Here is a 20475-nt window from a genome sequence, read left to right on the forward strand (position 1 = left end):
GTGCCATTCACATATTCATATTACGTTGTGCAAAAATGACCGGTCAACTCCGCATGCCGCTCCGACACCTGATCGCATCTCTCGCGCTGCTCTGCGCGAGCGCACTGTCTGTGCTTGCGGACAGCGAGTTGTTAATGATCGAGCAGCAGGGTTGCCACTACTGCGCGCGCTGGAACCAGGAGGTGGCGCACAAGTACCCGCAAACGGCGGAAGGCCGGGCCGCGCCCTTGCGGCGCCTCGACATTCACGATCCCCTGCCCGCCGACCTGAGCTTCGAGGACGGCTTCCATTTCACACCCACCTTCGTGCTGATGGTGGACGGTACAGAGGTTTCGCGGCTCGAGGGCTATCCCGGAGAAGACTTCTTTTGGGGCCTGCTGGCGCGTATGATGACAGAGGCGAGGGTGCTGCCCGCAGCGGGCGGCTAGGCTTCGCACGAATGCCGGCCGATGGCCGGAACGTGACACGAGACGAGGACGCATCGACGTGGGACTGCCTGTTTTCGACAGCAAGATGTGTGCGGAAGACCTTGACAGGATGGCCGAGAACGCGATGCGCGCCTCGAACTTCCTCAAGGCGATCAGCCACGAGGGCCGGCTGATGATCCTGTGCCATCTCGCCTCGGGCGAGAAGTCGGTGACAGAACTCGAGGAACTCCTGTCGGCGCGCCAGGCCGCCGTTTCGCAGCAGTTGTCACGCCTGCGGTTCGAAGGGCTGGTGACGCCACGCCGCGAAGGCAAGACGATCTACTACAGCCTCGCCGACGACCGACCGCGCAAGATCATGGAAGTGGTCTACGAGATGTTCTGCAAAGAGGACTGACCGGCGCAGACCGGGCCTGTGGTCCGGTCTCGCGCGCGTCCTTGCGACCCTCCCACCGAACGGCGCCTGCCCGTCCAAAAATCCCGTCCACCCCGCACAAGTTTTTGAAACACGGTCTCTTTCGAAGAGGCGAGGCGCAGGGCTTCACGCCACCTGTGATAGAATTTTCTATGAGATTTTCCGATTCTCGCCTACTGTAGAGAGAAGTTTTCTCGTTCCTAGTTGCAAACTTCTTTGTTTCTTTCGTTTCCGGAAAGGCAGTTTTGGCTGTGGGTGTTTCCGTCCCCCAGAGACTAAGCCTCCCGTGTTTTGAAGCGGGGGAAGTCTGATGCTGGCGCCGCTCGGACAGGCGATCGACGCACTCGAATCCGTACTTTCCGGTTTTCTGACATCCACGCCCGGACCTGCGCCCGACCCCGACGTCGTGGTGCTGACGAACACCCCCCGGCTCGCCGGTATCGGCGGTTTCGTTGGCCTGAACGCCAGCCCCCGCGCGGAATTGCACGCCCGCAGACTCGACGCCGAAATCGCCGTCCGGGTTTTCGGCAACAACCGCTCGAACCTCGCCGACGCCGAAAGCCAGGCCGCCCGCGACCTGCTCGCCGCCGACCCGGTGCTGCTGCGACAGGCCGGCGTCTTTCGCCTGCGCCGGATCGCCGACCGTGACACCCCGGTGCTGCGTGCCGCCGACGGTATCGGCGCCTCCTTCGGGCGCGACCTGCTGTTCGCCGTTTCGTTCGAGCATCGACCGCTGCCGACACAGGCCGAGGGCCAGCTTGGCGAGGTGCCCGCCGACATCACGACGGCGGCGCTCACGAGATCGGGCGGGCTGATCTATTCCAGCGAATTCGAGGACGATCCGCTGGGCGATTTCAACGCACTCGACCGCGACGGCGGCTCGGGGACGAACGGCAACTGGACTTACGATGCGGGCGCACAGGAGGTGATCCAGACCGGAACGACCTCCGGCGGCAACAACGGTATCGCCGCGAACAAGACCGGCACCTACCTCGTGCTCGACCCGTCCTCGGGCGGCGCGGTCGAGAATTTCATCGTCACCGCCGAGATGCAGTGCGGCGCGACCGGCACGATCGGCTTCGTGTTCCGCTTCACCGACATCGAGAATTTCGGGTTCGCGGTGCTGGAAAGCCCCGCCGACATCCGCCTGATGGGCAAGCGCATCGCGGGCTCCGGCGCGCTGCTGGAAAGCGGCGGGCAGGACGATACCCAAGGCTTTCCGCCCGACACCTGGTTTCGGCTGCGCCTTCTGGTCGACGCCGACCGCTTCGAGATGGCCCTGAACGAGACCACCGTGCTGACCGGGCGCGACAGCGAACTCACAGGCTCCGGCACGGTGGGATTCTTCTGCCGCCGGGCCGACACCGCCCGCTTCCGCCACTTCCGGCTTTCGAGCCTCTGACCAAAGGAGAACCTGACACATGGCCGAAACCTTCGTAAGCGCCAACCTGATCCTTCCGGGGACCTATATCAGGGTCAACTCCGAGGGGCTGATCGGGGTCCGGGGCATCTCCGCCGGCAACATCGGCATCGTCGGCGAGACCGACGCCGCGAATGCCGGGACCACCCGCACGCTCTCCACCGCATCGGAAGCCGAGGAATTCTTCGGCGCGGCAGCCGTCGACGGTGGCGGCAGTCTCAACCTCACCGCCCAAATCGGCGAACTTTATCGCAACGGGGCCCGCTCGGTCTTTGCGCGCGGCGTGTCGGATGCCACCGACCAGACCGCGATGACAGCCGCCTTCGAGGAGCTGATCAAGGAAGACGTGCAGCTGCTCGTCGCGCCCGAACTCGACACCGCGGCGGCCCTTGCGGTGATCCCGCCGATCGTCGAAAGCGCCGAGAACAACCAGCAGGACCTGATCTGCGTGATCGGGGCGGACGGCTCGGACGCCTCGGCGATCCAGGGCCAGGCCCAGACCAACGACCGCATCATCCTCGCCGCCCCGGGTTACGAGGTTTTCAACCCCGATACGCCGGATACACCCGTGGTTCTTCCCGGCAACTACATCGCCGGGCCGGTCGCGGCGCTGATCTCGTCGCTGGCGCCGCATATCAGCCCGACCAACAAGGTGGTCACGGGCGTCGGCACACTCGCCCAGCGGTTTTCCTACGCCGAACGGGTCGGGATGGTGCAGAACCGCATCCTCGCGCTCGAGATGCGCAACGGCACGCGGGTCGTGCGCGGCCTGACCACGGACGACGGTGGCTTCACCCAAGTGACCACACGCCGGATCGTCGACTTCGCCAAGGCCGGCACGCGGCAGGTCTCGAACGCCTTCATCGGACGGCTCAACAACGAACGCGTCCGCGCCGCCCTGCACAGCGCGCTCGACGGGTTTCTGACAACGATGCTGGTCGACGAACAGCTCACCGACTACCGGCTCGAGGTGACCGCGACCCGGCAGGACGAGATTGCCGGCCGGGCAGTGGTGAACATGCTGCTGCAGCCGACCTTCAGCATCGACTTCGTCGCCGTGACCATCACGCTGCAATAAGAGGACACCCATCCCATGAACACTGACGTTTATACCGGAGCGGACGGGGCGATCCTTCTCTCGGCCCCGCAGACGACAGAAGGCGAAACCGCGCAGGAGGTCCTCGACCAGCACGAACTGACCGCCGTCGGGCGCGTGCAGGACGTGCGCGTCGAGGTGACCAGCGAAGTGCGCGCCTACCACGAGATCGGCCAGCGCTACGCCAGCCAGCTGCGTCCCGGCAACGTGAACGTGCGCGGCGAACTGGGCCGGGCCTATGTCAACGGCGCGATGATCGGGCTGATGCTGGGCGACGCCCGCGGCGGCCGTCCGGGCGGCAACTGGGTGCAGCCCGCGATCAACATCACGCTGCGGCTGGCCAACCAGTCGAGCGGGTCGCTCAACACGCTGACGCTGCACGACGTGAAGCTCGATACCTGGGTCTACAACCTGCCCGAGGACGAGTTCGTGATGGAAAAGGTCGGGTTCCAGGCGCTCTACGTGACCGTCGCGGAAGAGTGACATGATCAGCGCCGAAGACCTGATCGCCGGGGCCGCGGCCGAGCATGCCGTGGAGATTCCGCAGGCATTGCTGCCCGAGGCCGAGGACCGCCGCGTCGTGCTGCGCGCGCTCACCGTGCGCGACCTGCGGCTCATCGCGCGGGCGGTGCGCGACAACGACGATCTGAGCGGCGCGTTGATGGTGCGGCAGGCGCTGATCGACCCGTCGCTGTCGCTCGACCAGATCGGCGCACTGCCGGCGGGTCTGCTGCAGTTCCTGCTGGCCGAGGTCAACCGGATCAGCGGTATCACCGCCAGCGAGGAGGACGTCGTGGGCGCGCTCGAGGATCCGCTGGTGCAGGCCTCGCTGCTTCTGTCGCGCGAGCTTGGCTGGACGCCCGAGGAGGTGGGCAAGCTCACGCTGGGCGAAACGATGCTGCATGTGGCGGCTTTGCGCGGACGCGGAGGCTGACGGGACATGGACGTTGGGGTGACGCCGATGAAAGTGGAGGTCCGCAGGGCGCTCGCGACGTTGCGGCGACTGTCGCTGCCCGCGCAGGACCTCTTCGGCGCGCTCGACGCCATCGAGAAACGTCTCTCCACAGACAGTCCGGCCGACGCCCTGCTCGCCCCCCCGGATGCCTCCGACACCCTGGCGCGGCTGCTCTCCTCCAAGGGCACATCGCCTGCAAAAGCGCAGAAACCGAAGGTCGTTGCGCCGGACCTGTCGCGGTTAAAGACGTCTGCCGGAGGCAATGACGGACTCGGACCGAAAAAGATCAATAGAGCAGACGCGTCCGCGACGCCGACGCAGGCGCGAGAGGACAACAAGCCTGCCGCCCGTTTGCCAAAGGCGACCGCAGACCGAACCGCAGACGAGACAGCGGAAAAGACGCGCCCGAAACCGCCCGCCCGAAAGGCGGACACGCTAAAGCCGCGTCCGAAGACGCTCAAGGACATTGCCGAGATCCGCAAGGCACAGCGACGCGACGCACGCTCGAAGCCCGCGATCTCGCAAGCCTCCAAGCAGAGCGCCGAGCGCGTCACCGCCGCGGCGGGCGACAAGCAGAAGCAGACGGCATCGGGCGAGTTGCCGGTCGGAAGCGGCAAGGAAAAACCCCACGCACTTGTACGTGTCGCGCAGGATCGCGCCAACGCCGGTCTCATCCTGCCGCTGCGGTCGTTGCCCAGCACCGAGACACCGCAGGTCCCCGCCATCGCCACCTTCGCGTCGCGGGAAGCCGCCGAACCCGGAACCTCCCCGGCGCCAGGCCGGCAGACCTTCGCATTGCCGGCCGAAGCGCCAGCCCCCGCGCGCGCCGACGCGACGCCGCGCGAAACACCAATCCGATCCGGTATCCCCGAACTTCCCCCCCGCGACACCCGGCCGAGCGAAGCATCCCTGCCTGCGGGCCGTGAAAGGCATCCCGACTCCGACGATCACGCGCGCAGCCTCGCCGATCTCGCTTGGCGCAACGGGGTAGAACCGCCATGACCGTGACGCCGATGCTCGGAGACTGGGAGATCCCGCGCATCTCGATGATGCGCACGCAGGAGCACCGCAAGCTGCAGGAGCACCGCATCCCGGGCCGCGCGGGCAGCCTGTTCCAGGATCTCGGCACGGACCCGACGGAAATCCAGATCGCGGGATCAGTGTTCCAGGAGGAAGAGCGCACCGGGTTTCTCGAGGACGCGCGCCAGCGCTTTGCAGATGCCGAGCCGATGACCTTCGTCGCCGACATCGTCGCCGCCACCGAGATCCAATACGTTCTGATCGAAAGCCTCGTGGTCGAGGAACATGCCGCGCGCCCGGAGGAACTGGCCTATCGCATGGTGCTGCGCGAAAGCCCGCCGCCGCCGCCGCCCAACGATCCGTTCGGTGCGCTCGACAGCGACCTGCTGGACCAGGCTGCGGGGTTCGTCGACGGCGTGACCGACGCGCTCGATGCCGTCGCGGCGCTTGGCGACATACCGGATTTCTCCGATCCATCCTCGCTTGTCGGTGGCGCCACCGACGAGGCGACGGCGCTGCTCGACGGCATTGGAAGCATCGGCCCCTCCGTCCAGTCCCTGTTCGGGAGCGGCTAGATGGCGAACCTGCTGCAGCGGCTCAACGACGGAATCGACGGCGCCTCCTTCGACGCCTCGCTCGGCGGCGAGATCGGCAAGCTGGTCGAGATCGCGCAACTCGCTGCCACCCTCAACGACAATCCCGACGGGCTGGCAGCCTTCATCGCGGCACTGGCCGGGTTGATCGCGCCCGCGCTGCCCGACGGCGGCGACGTGCAGGCGGGGCTCGGCGAGGCGCGCGGCGCGATCCCTGCGATCACCGGCGGCGCGGCCCCTGACGCGCTTGCGGACCTGTCGCGGTTCTCTGTGCTGGTGACCGAGGATCTGCTGCCGCTTCTGGGCCGCACGCTCGACGCCGCGCGTGCCATCGAAGGCGTCGCCAAGGCCGAGTTCCGCTGTCCCGCCGAGCCCGACTCGATGGTGCCGCCCGGCTCCGAACCGCCACCTCCCTCGGGGGCCAGCCGCGCAGCGGTCGTCGAGGCGCGCGCGCTCGACATGTCGGCCCGCGTCGACCAGCTGCCCGACCCGCTGACCCCGGAAGCGCTGATTGAGTTTCTTGTCGGCATCGCGCGCGGGCCCGAGCGCCCGTTCTTCCTGCCGGTCAGCGTCCCGCTGCTCGACGACATCCTGCTGCCGGTCCAGACCCTCGGACGCTGGTCGCTGGACAGCCCGGCGCAGGTCGGCACGGAAATCGCTTCGACGCTCACGGCTCTGCGCGACCGCCTGCTGGCGGCGACCGGCGAGATCGAGATCTCCGCGGCCCCGGCGCTGGGGCTCCAGGCGGCGCTGCGCGTCGGCGACTTGTCGACCTTCGCCGCCGATTACGACGCGGCCGCTACCGCCATGGCCGAGGCGCTCGAAACGGACGATCCGGCCGGAGCCGCAACGCAGGCCGCGACGCTCGACGGGCACATCGCGGCCTTCGAGACCGTGCGCGGATCACAGGCGGCCGACTTCACTCCTTTGGTTCCCGCTGCCGTCCTTGCCCTCTCCGAACTACCGCGGCAGGTGCATGACCGCCTCCTGCATCTTGCGACCCAGCTCGAGCCCGTCGACCCCGGCCCGTTTTTCACCGCGCTTGAAAGCGACACACCGGCCACACCCGAGGATCAGCAGGAGCTGCAGGATCACCTCGCGCCGCTGATCGACTTCATGGAGGATCTCGGCGAAAAGCTGGACCTGTCGGCCATCGAGGGCGGGGTCGGCACCGTGGCCACCGAAGCCCAGCAGATCGCCGACCAGATCAGCGGCGCACTTTCCACCGTGGCGCTCGAGACACGCTCGGCCTTCGCCGAGGTCGAGGCCGCGGTGCAGAACCTGCCGCTCGACGATCTGGCCGACGAAATCCGGGCCGTGATCACCGAGATCGGCAACACGCTCGAGCGCGAGATCACCGACGCCTTCGCCCCCCTGCGCGACGCGCTGGCCGAGGCGATCCAGGCGATCTCCGATGCCATCGACACGCTCGATCCGCAGGCGATCTCCGACGCGGTCACGCAGGCGGTGGCCGAGATCACGTCGATCCTGCAGGACCCCGCCGTGGTGTCTGCCGCCGAGGACATCCGCGCCGCCCTCGACGAGGCCGCGCAGGCCGCAAGCACGCTCTCTTTCGCGCCGGTCACCGACGAGGTCGTCAAGCTCATCGAGCAGATGGAGGCGGGGCTGCGCGCGCTCGACGATACCGAGCTCAACGACGCGCTTCTGGGCTTGCTGAACATCGCCTTGCGGGTGTTGCCGCCGGACCTGCGCCCGGTGACCCAGCCGTTGATCGACGATCTTGGGGTGAAGATCGAACAGGGGCCGGTCGAACTGCTCGAGGAAATCCGGGAGAAGCCGCAGGAGGTCGTGGACCGCATCCGTTCCTTCGACCCCGGCACGCTGGTCACCCAGACCCTCGGCGGCCCCTTCGCCGAGGCAAAGGGCGCGTTGCAGGCGGTCCAGCCCAGCGCCCTGCTCGACCCGCTCGAGGCCGCACTCGCCGCCGAGAAGGTCAGGCTCAAGCAGGTCGCGTCGCCCTCGCGTGTGCTGGCGCCGGTGTCCGAGGCTTTCGACGGGCTGCTCTCGGAGTTCGACCAACTGTCGCCGGACGCGCTGCTGGCCCCGATCGAGGCGGCGATCGAACAGGCCGTGCAGGATGTGATCGAGGCCGCCCCCATCGACGAGATCTTCGACCAGATCGACGAGGTCTTCGACACGATCCAGGCGGTGCTCGACACGGTGAACTCGGTCGAGGAAGCCTTGTCCAAGGTCGCGACGGCGCTTTCGGCGCTGGAAGACCCCGACGCGGCCATCGACGGCTGGCGCGACGCCACGCTTGCCAAGCTCGACGGCCTGCCCAACGCCGCGGCGCTCAATACGCTTTTGTCCGAGATCGCGTCGGCCATCGACGGCGCGCGCGGTCAGGACCTGCTGCCGCGCTACAACACCGCGGTCGATCCGCTGATGACGGCGCTCGACGGGCTCGACCCCGAGGCGGCCCTGTCGCGGATGGTCGCCCTGCGCCAGCGCCTTTTGCCACTGATGCGCGCCCTGCCCGCCGGGCCGGAGCGCACCGCTATCGAGGACGTGCTGGGCCGGTTCGACCCGCTCGACGCCGCGCACACCGGCGGGCTGCGCGCGGCCTCGGTCCTGCACGAGGGCCTGCGCGACGCCCGTGACGGGCTCGAGTCGATGGCCGCAGATTTCGAGGATGCGTTGCACGGACCCGACGGCATGTTGACCGACCTGCGCAACGGGGCCGCCGATGCGTCGCTCTTGCGCGGCGCGGTCGAGGCCGAGGTCGAAAAGGCGTTGGTCCCGGTGCGCTACCTGATCGCCCGGCTCGGTGGCGCGGCGGTCCCGGTCGGGGTCGTCGCCGGCGGGTTCGCCGATCTCAGTTCACGGCTGACCTCCGCCGTCGGAAACATCCTGACCGGTCCCGCCTCGCTCCAGACGATAACGGACGCCGTGCAGCAGGTCGTGGACACGGTACGCAACATCGACCTCGCCTTCCTACGCGAGTCAATCGAGGGCGTCTTCCAGTCGGTCCGCGCCGAGATCGAGGCGGCGGGACCGGGACCGCTGATAGTGACGCTCGACCGTGAGTTCGGCGAGGTGATCGATGCGCTCGATCTTTCACTGATCCTGCCGCAGCCCGAGATCGACGCGCTCGACCAGAGCGTCGCGGACGCCGTCGCCGTCTTGCAGGGGTTCGATCCGGCCACGCTGATCGGTGCGTCGGTGCGCGACAGGTACGAGGCGGACGTGCTGCCCCTGGTCGAGGCGCTCGACATCACGCCGGTCTTCGACGCGCTGATCGAGGCCCTGCGCGGGCTCGAGGTCGAACTCGAGGGCGAGATGGAGCGCATCAACACCGCCTACGGCGCATTGCTGGCGGCACGCCCCGGCGGCGCGGGCGGCGGCGCAAGCATCGGAACGGGATAGGTCGCGGATGGCACTTGGAACCGCATTGCTGCAACCTTTCGGCGTCGGTCGCGACGCCGAAGACCCGATGATGGCGCTTGCCGAGGATATCGCGCGGCTGGCGGCGATCTTCGCCGAGGACACGCTGGCCGAGGGACCGCTTGCCGCCGAGACGCAGGCGGCGGCCGAAGAGGTCGGCCAGACGGTCATCGCCTGGTTCACCGCCGAGGACGCGGGCGGCCAGACCCGGCAGGACCGCGCGCTGGCCCGGATCGAGGCCCGGCTGCCGTCGGTGCGCGGGTTCCTTGACGGACTGGTCGGCGACGCAGGGGAGATCGCGGACGATCCGTCGAAGATCATCGGGCTGATCCGGACCTTCCTCGACCTCGCCCGCAGCGCCGCCGACGCGCTGACCCTGCCGGCCATCCGCGCCGAGATGGAATTCCTCAAGTCGCTGGTCGAAGACGACCTCGGTCTCGCGCCGCACTTCCTGTCGGACCGCATCGTCGAATACACCGATGTGCTGCGGCGACGCCTGCGCGACCTGCCCGCGCCGATCGACGCCGACCAGCGCCGACGCGTCAACCTCGCGCGGGTCACGCTGGCGCGGTTCGGTCTGCGCGCGCACCTGCTGATCCCGCCCGGCATCGACACCGAGGCGCTGGCGCGGATGCTGCACGAGGCGCTGCGCGGCTCGCCGCTCGACGAAGCGCTGCGGCAGGTGAACTGCGCGCTCGACGGCATCGAGGCCTCGCTGAACGCCGCGGTCGCCGCCAGCGCGGCGGTATCCACCGATCCCCAGCCGATCAACGCCGGTGTCGCCTCGAAACCGGATCACGCAGAGTATTCGTACTTTGCCAGCTACCTGCTGCGTGAAGAGGACCTGCCGCTCGTCGGGCTCGACGATTTCGACGGGGCCGATGATTTCCTGACCACGTTCAGGGATTCCGACAACCCGGTCATCCGCGAAATCCGCGACGCGCTGACCCCGGTCGAAAGCGCTCCGCTCGACGCCTTCTCCGGCGGCGACCCGGAGCGCGAGGACCTGCTGCCGATCGTGGCCGGGCTCAACCGCATCCTGCAGTCGGGACCGGTGCTGGAGCTTGGCGACGGCGACCTGATCCCGGACGAAGACCTGACCGACGAGATCAGGAAGCTGCGTCAGAACTACCGCGACGATCAGGATCTCTTCCTGCTGAACCGCCGCGTCGTCGAACATGCCTTCGACGGCGACATCAAGAGGATCAAGATCGACTCCACGCGCGCCTTCGCGCGCTGGGTGGCCAGCACCTTCAAGTGGCCGCACCACCAGGTCTACGTGACCGGCGACCGCAAGTACGTGATGTGCGACGACATGCCGATCCACATCGGCGAGGACGTCAAGTGGAATGACGCGCCGATCTTCGCCGGCGAGATCCCGAACGCGCTGTGGTTCAAGTTTGCGCATGCGGAACCCGGAACCTGCGAGATCTATGCTCAGGTGGTCAGCCTCGCCGCCGAGGCCGCCAAGGCGATCTGGCACACGATCGAGATCCAGCCCGGGCACGAGGCGCAGAACGCCACCGTCTGCGCCTGGGAGTACGCCGACCTGATTCAGCAGGTCCTCTGGGGCCGGCCGCTGTCGGGCCACCTGCTGCAGGGCGGTCCGCACCTGCGGCGGTTCGGCAAATACCTCGAAAGCTTTGTCGGGGTGAAAGGTATCTTCACCTTCGGATCGAGCTTCCAGAACCTCCAGTCCGACGCCCCGACCGAGAAATTCCTGCATTGGCTGACTGTGCAAGCGGGTGACATTTTCAGGACACTGACGCCGATCTTCCTCTGCAACCTCGCCCGCGACGGGCTGATCAGCTTCGTGGCCCTGCTCAACTTCGGCGGTCATCGGGACGGCGAACGCGGTCTGGGGTCCAACCCCGCGGCCAACCACCGCAAGCAGAAATCCTTCGTCATTGCCACCGAGGTCGGGCTGGCGGCAGCGCTGATCGCCGCCTTCCCGCGCGACAACTACTCGATCATGCTGTTCAACGCCGGCCGCAACGACCTCAGGCCGCAGCGCACCAACGCGATGGCGGTGATGTGGCTGGCCGGAGGGCTCGGCATGGGCCTCGGCGCGGGGCTGGTCGGCTCGTTCCTCGCGCAGGTGATCTCGGCCGGCTGGGACTACAAGCGCCTTCTGACCACCGCGGGGATCACCGCGGGCCGGATGTTCGGCCTCTTCTGGTTCTACCTCTACATCTTCCGCGAGAACGCGACGGCGCGCGGCACCTACCGCGTCGGCGGCGGCAGCTTCCGCGGCTATCCCGACCGCGCCACCTCGCCCTACCTGCTGCCCTACCCGGCGGGCGTCGAGCGCTACTGCGGCCAGGCCAACCTGGGGCTTTTCAGCCACAACCGGATCACCAACTCGAACTTTGCCAACCCGGCCCTGAACGCCGTCCAGCAGGCCTATGCCTACGATTTCGATCACGATTTCGGCGAACCCATCGCCTGCTGCCGCGGCGGCGTGGTCTGGGCCTTCACCGAGAACATCGCCGACAGCGTCGACAACATGGGCTGGAACTTCATCACCATACGGCACGGCGGCACACCGGATGCCGAGCATGACGATTTCGACGGCACGGGCGCAGTGCAGACCTATTCGGTCTACGGTCACCTCGCCACCAACGGGGTCACCAACGCGCCGCTCTTCGGCGGCGTGACGCCAACTGCCGAAAGCGTGACGCCAGGCTCCGGCACGCCGGTGTCGCAAGGTGACCTGATCGCCCTGGCCGGCGATACAGGGGTGAGTTTCCACAATCACCTGCACATGCACGTGCTGCCCGACGACGGCACCGGCAACCCGTCCACGGTGATCACCATTCCCTTCGTCTTCCGTGACATGCGGGTCGGGCAACTGCCCGAGAACAGCCCGCTCAACAACGGCATCCTGAAAAGCCTGACCTGGTACAGATCGAGGAACGGCGCATGACCTTCGGATTACTCGACCGCGACACCGAGACGACCCCCGGCGTCACCGCGCCGCGGGTCACGCTGTCCTTCGGCGGCGGGGGCGGCGGCGCGCTGGGCGGGCTGGCCCCGGACATCGGACCCTTCGGCGCCTCCGCCGGGCTCGAGACCGGTGTGCTGTCGCTCGGAATCGCGCGCGGCTTCGCGCCCTTCGTGGACTGGGCCGAGGTCCATCTCAGGCCGCCAGAAGGTGCCGGCCCCCTGCCGACGCTCGGCGAGGCGGGAACCGTGGGCATCTCCCTCGGTGACCGGGCCACGAGTTTTGCCGGCACCCTCGACAGTCTCGAACATCTGTCCGACGGCAGCGTCCGCTTGGGCATCGGCAACGGCGCGCGCGCGCTGGCACAAGCCCGGACCAGCACGGCCTTCGCCGAGATGAGCACAGGCGACATCATCGCCGAGCTTTGTTCCGAGGCCGGGGTCGATGCCGACGCCTCGGGCGGTCCGTCGCTGCCGCGCTACTTCGCCGATGGCGGCGCATCGGTGCTCGATCACGTCGCGCGGCTCGCCGCCTCCATGGGGCGGCTCGCACGGTTCGCCGACGACGGTAAACTGGAGCTTGTCGACGACGCCGGATCGGGCGAGGAAATCCCCGTCGCCGCCGGCGACGCGATACTGTCCGCCCGTCTCGGCGAACGCGTCGCGGCCGGCAAGGTCCGCGTCACCGGCGCCGGCGGGCAGGACTGGGCCTGGCTCAGCAAGGACGCGGCCCCGCTGCAGGCCGAGGGCGGAAGCGGGCCGACGATCCGGGATGTCTCTGCCCCCTGGCTGCGCGGCCCCGACGGCATTGAGGGCCTGGCCGCCGCGCGCGGACGCGCGCTGGCCCGCGACGCGGCCCCGGGCGAGCTGCACCTCGCCGCCTATCCGGACGCCCAGCCGGGCATGATCCTCGCCCTCAGCGGCACCGCGCTCGACGGACCCTGGCGGGTGATGACCTCGACCCTGCGGCTCGACACGGGCCGCGGCTTTTCCAACCACGTCACCCTGGCCCGCGCGGATGCTGACGCCGGCGCCCTGGGCCTGCTGGGAGGACTGCTATGAACCTCGATGCCTACCAGGATCTGCGCCGGATCATCCGCGAGGAATTGCGCGGGCTGCGCCTGCCCGAGCTCGCCGTGGTGCAGGAGCTTCACCCGCACGAAAGCGCCTCGGACAGCGACAATTACGCCTGCACCGTGCGCCTGCGCGACAGCGAGACGGTGCTCGAACGCGTGCCGGTGATGACCCCGCGCAAGGGGCTGGTGTCGATCCCGGACGTGGGCGACCTGGTCCTCGTGCAGTTCCTCGGCGGCTCCGCCAACGCCCCGGTGATCCTCGGCAGCCTCTACAACGCAGAGGACCGCCCACCCGAGAACGCCGAGGGCGAGGCGCGCCTGCGCCTGCCGGCCGACGGCGGTGACGGCGAGGGCGTCGACCTGCACGTCTCCTCGGCGGACACGGCCTCGGCCACGGTCAAGCTCGGATCCTCGCTCGAGTTGGTGCTGAAGGACGACGACCCCGTCGTGTCCATCGACGTCGGCGGCGGGCAGGCCCAGCTCAGCATCGACAGCGACGGGACGCTGACGCTCAAGTCGAACAAGGCGGTGGTGCTCGACGGCACCGAACTGACCTTCAAGGGTACCACCGTCGCCGTCGAGGCGCAGGGCGAACTGACCCTCAAGGGCGCGATCATCAACCTGAACTAGGACTTTAAGACATGGGAAATCCGGCAGCGAAACAGGGCGACATGATCGTGGCGACGGACATCCATATCGTGATGATCCCCTCGCCCGGCGGACCGATCCCGACGCCGCTGCCGCATCCCTTCACCGGCCAGCTCGACGGGCAGCTCTCGACCGACGTGATGATCGAGGGCAAGCCCGCCGCGACCCAGGGCTCGACCGCGACCAACAGCCCGGCGCATATCCCGCAGGGCGGCCCGTTCCAGAGCCCGCCCAAGAACCGGGGCGAGATCATGCTGGGCTCGGCCACGGTGATGGTCAACGGCAAGCCCCTGGCGCGGGCGGGCGACACCGCGCTGACCTGCAACGATCCGGCCGATCTGCCCTCGGGCACCGTGATCGCGGTCGGCACCGTGCTGGCGGGAGGATAGACGATGGATCCGCAAGCCAACCTCGGCCATGACATCGCGCTCGAGTTGCTCGACAACCGCCTGTTGCGCGTCTACCGGACGGGCGAGACCGCCACGCGCCGCGTCGAGGGCGGTCGCGGGATCACGATCCGCGATTTCGCGACGTTGCGCGGGCGTGACAACCTCGGGCAGGCGCTGGTGATGCGGCTGCTGACCCCGCAGGGCGAATTGGCGGCACTCGGACATCCGACCTATGGCGCGCGGCTCTACGAGATCATCGGGTCGCGCAACACCGAGACGATCCGCAACCTCGCAAAGCTGCATGTGCTGGCCGCGCTCAATGCCGAGCGGCGCATCGAAAAGGTCGTCTCGGTCGAGGTGACGCCGCACCAAGTGCTGCGCGACGTGATCCGCATCGCCGTCGAGGTCCTGCCCGTCGGGGCGGATGCGCCGCTGGCGATCTCGTTTGCACTGGAACTGGATACGGGAGGACAGGGATGAGCTTTCGCAGGCGCGACTACCCGGAAGTCCTTGAAACCATGCTCACCGGGCTGGCGGGTGGCACCTCGGCCGAGGCGCACCCGTTCCCGCCGCCGGGCGACGGCACGCGCACGATGCTCGACGCACCGCCCGCGCGACGCCTCGTCTCGGTCCACGGGGCGCGCAACGGGCTGTCGCACCGCTTCCGCGCCGGCACCGACGTCGAGCTTTCGGGCGACGGCACGGCGCTGATCTGGAAGGAGGCCGGGAACCAACCCGACGCCGGAACACTCTTCGAGGTCAACTATCTGCGCCGCGACGGCGCCACGCAGCTCACCGATTTCGAGGTTGGCAGCGTCACCCGGACACTGGTCGAATCCATCGCGCGCGAGACCGCGCGGGTTCATGCCGAGCTCGAAGGCGTCTACCGTGCCGGCTTCCTCGACACCGCGACGGGCCGGGCACTCGACAACGTGGTGGCGCTGCTCGGGGTCACGCGGGTTCCGGGCGGTCGCGCGGTCACCGAAGTCCGGTTCCAGCGCGACGACGCCGCGACCGGAGCGATCACCATCCCGCAAGGCACGCGGATCATCGACGCCGAGGTCACGGTCGAATACGAAACCGTCGAACCGGTGACGATGACCCCGGCGCAGAAACGCATCTCGGTCGAGGCGCGCGACGTCGAACCCGGCAACTCGCCGGTCGGCGCGGAAGTGCTGACCCTGCTGCCGATCCCCATCGCCGGAATCGTGTCGGTGACCAACCCCGCCCCCGCCGCGCGCGGCGCCGAGGCCGAAAGAGATGCGGAACTGCGCGACCGCGCCCGTGCTTTCCTGCAAGGCTCCGAACGTGGGACGCTGGGCGCACTGCGTGCGGCGCTGGCACGGCAGGGGCTTCAGGGCGAGATCGAGGAGCCCTCCGACCGGCCCGGCGTCGTCGTGGTGCGCCCGGTCGCCGAGGCGCTGTCGCCCGAGCGCCACGCCCAGCTGCTGCGTGCGCTCGACGAGGCGCGGCCCGCCGGAGTCCGGCTCGAGCTTGCCGGGGTGGAGGTTCCCGTGGGCGTCGATCTGTCGGTCCGCGTGACCACCCGCACGGGTCTGGCCGAGCCGGACCGGCGCGCCGCCCACGAGGCGGTGCGCGCGGCGGTCACCGGCTACTTCGGCACCCTGCCGGTCAAGGACAACGCCAGCATCAACCGCATCGTCGGCGACGTGCTGGCCGTGCCCGGGGTCGAGGACGTCACCCTGCTGTCCGCCGACCTCTTGCTGGGGTCCGGGCCGGAGAACCGGCTCGACGCCGCGGGCGGGGTCATCGACCTTGCCGGCGTGGCCACGGCACTTTCGGACGTGTCGATCTCGGACCCGCTGCTGCCGACGCGCAGCGATCTGGCCGTCTCCTTCCCCGCCGCCGAAGCCGTGCCGGACGTCAACGCCGTCACCGCGGCGCTCGACGCCGCATTTTCGCATCTGTCGGACCGCGCCGCGGACGGCGGCAGCGAGGCCGAGCGCACGCTGAGTTTCGGCAAGCTGCTGCACGTCCTGCCCGCGCCCGTTGGCGACGGCGCGACCCTTGCCGCCTTCGACGCCGCCAGCCCGCAACCGGCGCTGCCCGTCGATGCCGGGGTCTATTCCGTCAGCCTCTTCCTCGAACAGGCCAACGGTCTGACCCGGGTGCTTTCGGCGGACGGCGATGCCTATGTGCTGAGCGAGGGCGAGCGCCTGTCGCTCGGCGCCGTGTCCATCGAGGCGGAGGGCTGACGCGATGGCCGCACGCGACGCCATCCGCGAATTGCTGCCGTCGCTCTGGCGGCCCGAGCCGGATGCGACGGGCCTGCTGCCGGATCTCATCACGGCGACGGGCGGCGGTCTGAGCCGGGCGCGGATCGATGCCGGCAACACCATGCAGGCGCATTGGTCGCAGTTCGCCGACTACGCCCCGATTTCGCCCTTCGTCGGGGCCTTCCGGCGCGAGGCGGGCCTGCCGGTGCTGCTGCCGCAGGACCCGGAGGTCGAGGAGCACCCGTATCTCGACGATCTCGCGCGGCTGGCCGGGCTTTTGGGGCTGGCGCCCTACACGGATCCCGCCTCCTCGCGCGAGACGGTCGAGGATTTCCGGCGTCGCGTACTCGGGACCGTGGCACTGTGGCGCAACGGGGTCTCGACCCGTGCCGCGATCCTGCAGGCGGCGCGCCTCGCGCTATCGGGGACCGCCGAACGCGCCGTGGCGGTCGAGGAATTCGCCCCGGCCGCGCCCCGCAACCTGCCTGTCAGTGCGCGCGGCGCGCCGAAAGGGCTGGTCGGGCCGCTGATGCGCTGGCAGATCGCCGCACATTCGCTGACGCCGGCGCCGCCGGAGATCCTTATCGAGGGCGCAACCCCCGAGCCGGGACGGATCGACGCCGCCGACCATCCGCTCATCGAGCGGTTCTCGCCCAAGACCGGGACCGGCATCGGCATCCTTTACGACGGCAGCCTCGATCCGGGCCAGGTCCTGTCCCTGCGGCCGACCTTCTCAAGCTGGCTCGGCGGCGAAAGCGGCGTGCGCGTCGCCACCGCCCTGCCGGGCGAGGATACTCCCGCCAATCCCACGGCACCCGGTCCCTGGGCGGCAGCACCGGCGGCACCCGGCGGCCGGATCACGGCGCTGACCACGGGTGCCGACGGCGCGCTCTGGGCCGCGACCGACGATGCCGGCGACGGGCAACTCTGGCGTCTGGACGGCACGGGCTGGAGCCAGGTCTTCGCCGGCCTGCCGGTGCCGCGCTGTCTGCTCGTGGATGGCACCGACATGCTCGTCGGCCACGACGCGGGCCTCGCCCGGCTCGATCCCTTCGCCGCGCCGCCGACGCTTCTGCCCGACCCCGCCGGGGCCAGCGACCCGGCGGTCAACGCGATGGCCCGCGCCGCGGACGGCAGCATCTGGGCCGCCACCGCCACCGGGGCCGCCACGCTCGGCGGCGGGGACGTGCTGGCACCCACAGGACCCGGGTCGCGCACGGAGACCGAGACCACGCTGGCGGCGCTCATCGCCGAACCCGACGGTCTGGTGACACTGGGCGGCGCTGCGGGCCTCTTCCGGCACGACCTGAAATCGGGGCTCTGGCACGTCTACTCCGGCGACAGCATCGACGAGACCGTGCCCGACTGGCTGTCCTGGGATCCCGACACCGACGACCTGCCTGGCGACGACGCGGTGTTCCTGCCGCCGGTCACCGCGCTGATGCGCGGGCCGGACACCCTGCTCTGGATCGGCACGGAAAGTGGGCTTGCGTCCTGGGGGGCGCACCGCGTGCGCAACACCTACGCCACGCGCCTGCGCGCCTTCCCCGCGCTTGGCACCGAGCCGATCCACGCGCTTGCGCGCGATGAACGCGGTCGGATCTGGACCGGGACCGGGCGCGGGCTTCTGGTGCATGACGGCTTCGACTGGTCCGAGCAGAACGACGGGCTGGCCCGGCTGCCCCGGCTCGATCCCGAGGACCCGGCCAGCGGCTGGCGCTTCGACAGAGGCGCGGGCGCCTGGCAGTTCACCGATGCCAGCGGCACGGGCTTTGCCGCCCAAAGTCCCGCGGTCATCTCTGCCGACACCGATGCGGTGACGGCCATTCACTGGACCGACGGGGCCGAGGCCCGGCTCGGCAGCCTGGCCGACGGCGTCTTCACCGAAGACGGCGGCGCAACGCCCGCCGCCCTGCGCCTGCGCGTGAAACCGACGCCCGACCGCATCGTCGAGGGCGGTCTGCCGGCGATCCCCCGGCTCGAGCCTGGAACGACGCACTGGCGCTACCTGCAGGAAGAAGAGCCCAGCCCGCCCGGTCCCACCGACTTCCCGGCCTGGACCCGCGAAGGCCGGTTGCTGACACCGCCCGGAGAACGCGCCGCGCCCTGGGAAGGGCGGTACCTCTCCAAGGGCGAACGCGCGGCACTCGACCAGGTCTTCGCTTTCAACCCGGCCGCGCGCGTGACCTTCCGCTGGCACCCCAGCGCGCCATTCTCGATCACCGTCCGGCTCGACCGGCCGGACCCCGACGAAACCCTGCCCGGCGCGGTGCTCGACCGCGTCCACGGCGCCGCCGAACGCGTGCGCCCTGCCGCCGCGCGCCTGCGCGTGGCCTTCGGCGAAACCATCGTGAGAGGAGACCAGGATGCCTGAACTTGCTGAGAATTTCGGGGGAAAAGTCGACGGCGAACTGATCCGCGCCAGCGACTGGAACGGTCTCATCGACGCCATCGAGGCGCGGTTCGGCGACCTGCAGGTCGAGCTCGCCGCCGCCGAGGCCCGCATCGACGCCAACGAGGCCGCGCTCGAGACGGCCGAAGGCCAGATCGCCGATCTCGAGGCGCTCGCGACCCTCGTGCGCTCGCGCTACCGGCAATTGCAGCTGTCCACGCCGCGCAGCAGCTTCGCCATCGGCGAACGCGCCGAGATCGTGGCACGGGTGACGGACTTCGACGGCAACCCGCTGGATCTGTCGAACCCCTCTTCGCGCCCTTGGGTCGATTTCGTGACCGTCTGGGGCAGCCTCAAGGCCGCGCCCGGCTTCACCTCGCGCGCGGGCACCGGCGGCAAGACCGTGACGGTGCGCGTCGATGCCAACGGCGAGGCCCGCGCCCTTCTGCGCGAGGAAACCGGTCTCGCGCTTGCCGAGGAAGAGGAACTGGAGGTCGCGGCGGTGCTTGGAACGAGCGTCGGCAGCCAGACCGTCGCCGAGATGTTCATGGGCGCGACAACGCCCGCCGCCACCCAGATCGCGCAGGCCTACTCGGTCGTGACCGACGCCTACGAGCGCACCGACACGTTCGTGATGCGCGACTATCTCGACGGCATCTACCTCAACAACCCGACCCGGACCTACGTGCCGCTGGCACCGGCCTTCACGCTGAACTGGCACGACGAATTCGCCACCGTCATGGCCTTCGTTAAACCCGACGACAGCCCCGGGACCGCCGACAGTGCCATGGCGGCCGGCTCGATCCGGGTCACCTTCCGCGACTGGGTCTACCCTTGGATCGTCACGCAATACCTGCCGCCGCCGCCGCCGCTGATCGACGTCTATGTCACCAATTTCACGCCGCTGCTGCTGCAGGGGTTCGAGTTTGCCTTCGACGGCATCTTCGATGCCATCCAGGCCGAGGTGCAGCCGCTGGGAATCCTCGGGCAGCAGCGCCAGTACGCCGCGGCACAGGAGGCGATCACGACCCTGCCCGCGACCGGCCAGCCTGACTATTTCCAGCCCCTGATCGAGAACGTCCGCGGCGGGCTCGCCGTGCAGCAGAGCATGGTCTACTCGGCAGCACTCACCCCCGGGGCGCGCGAGGCCACCGCACCGGCGCGTGCGGTCGGCGGCGCGGGCGTGCGCGGCGCGGTCGCGGCGCAGGCCGCGGCGAGCCAGGTGCTGGCCGAGACCGCCACCAACGCCCAGGCCTCCGAAACCCGCATCCTCGACCAGGTGCGGGCGGAGAACGCCAAGCTCTCGAACGACCTGCTGGGCGACACCGGGCCGGTGCGCCGCGCCGAGTCGCTGGCGCTCGACGCCGCCAACAAGGTCGAGTTGGTCAACGTGGAACTGGGCCGCAAGGCGGGCGTCGATCTCGTCAGCCAGCTGCTGGCCGCGCGGGACCTCGGCTGAGC

General features: G+C 69.2%; 17 protein-coding genes. All 17 read left to right on the plus strand.

What is annotated here, in order from left to right; all coding sequences use genetic code 11:
• The first annotated feature begins 35 nt into the window (after positions 1–35).
• The 17 genes from R5H30_RS12240 (at position 36) to R5H30_RS12320 (ending at position 20473) form a co-directional block, all read left to right on the plus strand.
• Positions 36–428 (plus strand): hypothetical protein, encoded by a 393-nt coding sequence (locus R5H30_RS12240; RefSeq protein WP_318328670.1) that lies wholly within the window; start codon positions 36–38, stop codon positions 426–428.
• An 85-nt stretch (positions 429–513) separates the two neighbouring features.
• Positions 514–822, plus strand: a complete 309-nt coding sequence (locus tag R5H30_RS12245) for an ArsR/SmtB family transcription factor (RefSeq protein ID WP_412105136.1) — start codon at positions 514–516, stop codon at positions 820–822.
• A gap of 328 nt (positions 823–1150) precedes the next feature.
• Positions 1151–2242 carry a 3-keto-alpha-glucoside-1,2-lyase-like domain-containing protein gene (locus tag R5H30_RS12250; RefSeq protein ID WP_318328672.1) on the plus strand — a complete coding sequence of 364 codons (1092 nt, stop codon included), beginning with the start codon at positions 1151–1153 and terminating at the stop codon, positions 2240–2242.
• Between the two features lie 19 nt (positions 2243–2261).
• Positions 2262–3338: a phage tail sheath C-terminal domain-containing protein gene (locus R5H30_RS12255; RefSeq protein WP_318328673.1), complete on the plus strand. Its 1077-nt coding sequence runs from the start codon at positions 2262–2264 to the stop codon at positions 3336–3338.
• A 15-nt stretch (positions 3339–3353) separates the two neighbouring features.
• Positions 3354–3839 (plus strand): hypothetical protein, encoded by a 486-nt coding sequence (locus R5H30_RS12260; protein WP_318328674.1) that lies wholly within the window; start codon positions 3354–3356, stop codon positions 3837–3839.
• Position 3840: 1 nt separating this feature from the next.
• A complete protein-coding gene (locus R5H30_RS12265) occupies positions 3841–4290 on the plus strand; it encodes a hypothetical protein (RefSeq protein WP_318328675.1) in 450 nt (149 codons plus the stop codon).
• A 27-nt stretch (positions 4291–4317) separates the two neighbouring features.
• A complete protein-coding gene (locus R5H30_RS12270) occupies positions 4318–5313 on the plus strand; it encodes a hypothetical protein (protein WP_318328676.1) in 996 nt (331 codons plus the stop codon).
• Positions 5310–5906: a hypothetical protein gene (locus R5H30_RS12275; RefSeq protein ID WP_318328677.1), complete on the plus strand. Its 597-nt coding sequence runs from the start codon at positions 5310–5312 to the stop codon at positions 5904–5906. The genes R5H30_RS12270 and R5H30_RS12275 overlap by 4 nt, the downstream gene beginning before the upstream one ends.
• A complete protein-coding gene (locus R5H30_RS12280) occupies positions 5907–9311 on the plus strand; it encodes a hypothetical protein (RefSeq protein ID WP_318328678.1) in 3405 nt (1134 codons plus the stop codon). It abuts the gene before it with no gap.
• A 7-nt stretch (positions 9312–9318) separates the two neighbouring features.
• Positions 9319–12255 (plus strand): M23 family metallopeptidase, encoded by a 2937-nt coding sequence (locus tag R5H30_RS12285; protein WP_318328679.1) that lies wholly within the window; start codon positions 9319–9321, stop codon positions 12253–12255.
• Entirely contained in the window at positions 12252–13334 is a 1083-nt protein-coding gene (locus tag R5H30_RS12290) for a hypothetical protein (RefSeq protein ID WP_318328680.1), read from the plus strand. Before R5H30_RS12285 ends, R5H30_RS12290 begins: the two co-directional genes overlap by 4 nt.
• A complete protein-coding gene (locus R5H30_RS12295; protein WP_318328681.1) occupies positions 13331–13978 on the plus strand; it encodes a phage baseplate assembly protein V in 648 nt (215 codons plus the stop codon). Before R5H30_RS12290 ends, R5H30_RS12295 begins: the two co-directional genes overlap by 4 nt.
• An 11-nt stretch (positions 13979–13989) precedes the next feature.
• Positions 13990–14385 carry a PAAR domain-containing protein gene (locus tag R5H30_RS12300; RefSeq protein WP_318328682.1) on the plus strand — a complete coding sequence of 132 codons (396 nt, stop codon included), beginning with the start codon at positions 13990–13992 and terminating at the stop codon, positions 14383–14385.
• A 3-nt stretch (positions 14386–14388) separates the two neighbouring features.
• Complete coding sequence (locus tag R5H30_RS12305) at positions 14389–14865, plus strand: hypothetical protein (RefSeq protein WP_318328683.1); 477 nt, start codon at positions 14389–14391, stop codon at positions 14863–14865.
• Positions 14862–16601 carry a baseplate J/gp47 family protein gene (locus R5H30_RS12310; protein WP_318328684.1) on the plus strand — a complete coding sequence of 580 codons (1740 nt, stop codon included), beginning with the start codon at positions 14862–14864 and terminating at the stop codon, positions 16599–16601. The genes R5H30_RS12305 and R5H30_RS12310 overlap by 4 nt, the downstream gene beginning before the upstream one ends.
• A 4-nt stretch (positions 16602–16605) precedes the next feature.
• On the plus strand, positions 16606–18996 hold the full coding sequence (locus R5H30_RS12315) for a ligand-binding sensor domain-containing protein (RefSeq protein WP_318328685.1): 2391 nt from the start codon (positions 16606–16608) through the stop codon (positions 18994–18996).
• Complete coding sequence (locus tag R5H30_RS12320) at positions 18989–20473, plus strand: hypothetical protein (protein ID WP_318328686.1); 1485 nt, start codon at positions 18989–18991, stop codon at positions 20471–20473. The genes R5H30_RS12315 and R5H30_RS12320 overlap by 8 nt, the downstream gene beginning before the upstream one ends.
• The last annotated feature ends 2 nt before the right edge of the window (positions 20474–20475 follow it).

This window comes from Roseobacter sp. FCG-D35, assembly GCF_033436665.1.
GTDB lineage: Bacteria > Pseudomonadota > Alphaproteobacteria > Rhodobacterales > Rhodobacteraceae > JAWQFO01.

What these genes read in the sequence shown, in the direction of transcription:
- R5H30_RS12255 (WP_318328673.1), top strand. Translation starts at nt 2,262, where the DNA reads ATGGCCGAAACCTTCGTAAGCGCCAACCTGATCCTTCCGGGGACCTAT.
- R5H30_RS12240 (WP_318328670.1), top strand. Translation starts at nt 36, where the DNA reads ATGACCGGTCAACTCCGCATGCCGCTCCGACACCTGATCGCATCTCTC.
- R5H30_RS12290 (WP_318328680.1), top strand. Translation starts at nt 12,252, where the DNA reads ATGACCTTCGGATTACTCGACCGCGACACCGAGACGACCCCCGGCGTC.
- R5H30_RS12265 (WP_318328675.1), top strand. Translation starts at nt 3,841, where the DNA reads ATGATCAGCGCCGAAGACCTGATCGCCGGGGCCGCGGCCGAGCATGCC.
- R5H30_RS12295 (WP_318328681.1), top strand. Translation starts at nt 13,331, where the DNA reads ATGAACCTCGATGCCTACCAGGATCTGCGCCGGATCATCCGCGAGGAA.
- R5H30_RS12270 (WP_318328676.1), top strand. Translation starts at nt 4,318, where the DNA reads ATGAAAGTGGAGGTCCGCAGGGCGCTCGCGACGTTGCGGCGACTGTCG.
- R5H30_RS12280 (WP_318328678.1), top strand. Translation starts at nt 5,907, where the DNA reads ATGGCGAACCTGCTGCAGCGGCTCAACGACGGAATCGACGGCGCCTCC.
- R5H30_RS12250 (WP_318328672.1), top strand. Translation starts at nt 1,151, where the DNA reads ATGCTGGCGCCGCTCGGACAGGCGATCGACGCACTCGAATCCGTACTT.
- R5H30_RS12260 (WP_318328674.1), top strand. Translation starts at nt 3,354, where the DNA reads ATGAACACTGACGTTTATACCGGAGCGGACGGGGCGATCCTTCTCTCG.
- R5H30_RS12275 (WP_318328677.1), top strand. Translation starts at nt 5,310, where the DNA reads ATGACCGTGACGCCGATGCTCGGAGACTGGGAGATCCCGCGCATCTCG.
- R5H30_RS12300 (WP_318328682.1), top strand. Translation starts at nt 13,990, where the DNA reads ATGGGAAATCCGGCAGCGAAACAGGGCGACATGATCGTGGCGACGGAC.
- R5H30_RS12285 (WP_318328679.1), top strand. Translation starts at nt 9,319, where the DNA reads ATGGCACTTGGAACCGCATTGCTGCAACCTTTCGGCGTCGGTCGCGAC.
- R5H30_RS12245 (WP_412105136.1), top strand. Translation starts at nt 514, where the DNA reads ATGTGTGCGGAAGACCTTGACAGGATGGCCGAGAACGCGATGCGCGCC.
- R5H30_RS12305 (WP_318328683.1), top strand. Translation starts at nt 14,389, where the DNA reads ATGGATCCGCAAGCCAACCTCGGCCATGACATCGCGCTCGAGTTGCTC.
- R5H30_RS12310 (WP_318328684.1), top strand. Translation starts at nt 14,862, where the DNA reads ATGAGCTTTCGCAGGCGCGACTACCCGGAAGTCCTTGAAACCATGCTC.
- R5H30_RS12315 (WP_318328685.1), top strand. Translation starts at nt 16,606, where the DNA reads ATGGCCGCACGCGACGCCATCCGCGAATTGCTGCCGTCGCTCTGGCGG.
- R5H30_RS12320 (WP_318328686.1), top strand. Translation starts at nt 18,989, where the DNA reads ATGCCTGAACTTGCTGAGAATTTCGGGGGAAAAGTCGACGGCGAACTG.